This window comes from Pseudomonas sp. CM25 (assembly GCF_013179705.1).
Lineage (GTDB): Bacteria > Pseudomonadota > Gammaproteobacteria > Pseudomonadales > Pseudomonadaceae > Aquipseudomonas.
Genome location: NZ_JABMCW010000647.1, coordinates 1 through 1,267, shown reverse-complemented (window position 1 = coordinate 1,267; position 1,267 = coordinate 1). Strand labels below are relative to the sequence as shown.

The window sequence follows — 1,267 nt, the reverse complement described above, 5'->3', positions numbered from 1 at the left end:
GGTACGTGCTGATTTCCGAGCCGCGCGAGTAAATGTGAAAACGCTCGCCACCGTCCTGGGACATGGTGATGCCCGGGTTCTGCTTCAACACGTCGGTGATGCTTGCCAAGTGTTGGTCGTCCATCTGCTGGCGGGTGACAACGCTGATGCTCTGCGGCGTTTCGCGGATAGACAGATTCATGCGAGTGGCGGTGCTGGTGACGCCAGTAGTATAGGAACCCGTGCCTTCGGTAGTGGCCCCAAGGCCCATGCTATTGACGTTGGTCGCCGAAAGCTCGACCTGGCCGTCCTTTGCGGCTGAACTCGCCGTGACGGTGACCGTGTCGCCGTCGATCTGATAGCGCAGGCCGCTGCCCCCCAGCAGGATACGCAGCGACGAGGCGAGGTCGTGACGCCCCTTCAGCGTAGCGGAGCGGACCCCGCTGATATCTTCCGGGCTATACAGCAACTGGGTATCGGTCTGCTTGGCCAGCGCCTGCAACGCCGAGTTCATCGACTGCGCAGGAATATCCAGGGTCCATTCCTGCGCCTGCACCTGGGCAACCAGCGCCCCGGACAGGGCCATGCCCAGGCCAATGCGCGACAACGCGCGCTGTGGGCGAAGGGAATGACGGATCAGTAACGCTTTGGCAAGCGGGTTGAGCGGGCCGGGCAAGGACTTGGACATCTATTGCGGTCTCGTTGGCAGAGGGTTTTTTTCTATGTCAGCTATGGGACGCAGCACCTGCAAAAAACCGGAACGATTCTTATTGGCGATTTTTTTGTCGGCGCTGCGTTAACCGCGTCACAACTTCACAGTTCGCGTGCTACGCGAAAACCGAGGAAGTCGCCGCGGGTGGTCTTGAGGCGGTCGTTGCGGTTGGCCGAGCGCGAGAAGATCGGCGGCTCGCCCCAGTCGTTGCCACGCATGTGCGCGCGGATGCACTTGGGGTCCTGGATCCAGGCGCTGCCGTCGGCGGGGGCGCCTTGATAGCTTTCGTGGTAGCAGTCGGCAACCCACTCGTAGACGTTGCCGTGCATGTCGTACATGCCAAAGGCATTGGCCGGGTAGCTGCCCACCGGGGCGGTGTAGGTGTAGCCATCGCGTGGGCCGTAGGTGTTGGCGTGCTTGCTGATCTCGTACTTGCCCGGCTCGTCGAAGGGGAAGGGGAACGCACCGGCGGAGCCGCCGCGGGCGGCGTATTCGCGTTCGGCTTCGCTGACCATGCGGTAGGGCTTGCCGGTGGTTTTCGCCAGCCACCGGGTGTAGGCCTGCACTTCGTCGTAG

At 62.5% G+C, this 1,267-nt stretch carries 2 protein-coding genes; both read right to left on the bottom strand.

All coding sequences use genetic code 11. From position 1 onward, the window contains the following. A partial coding sequence (locus HP546_RS30360) for a secretin and TonB N-terminal domain-containing protein (protein WP_172233612.1) occupies window positions 1–667 on the bottom strand: 667 nt, incomplete at its 3' end. 125 nt (window positions 668–792) lie between these two features. After that, on the bottom strand, window positions 793–1,267 hold a 475-nt coding region (locus tag HP546_RS30355), incomplete at its 5' end, for an SUMF1/EgtB/PvdO family nonheme iron enzyme (protein WP_172233609.1).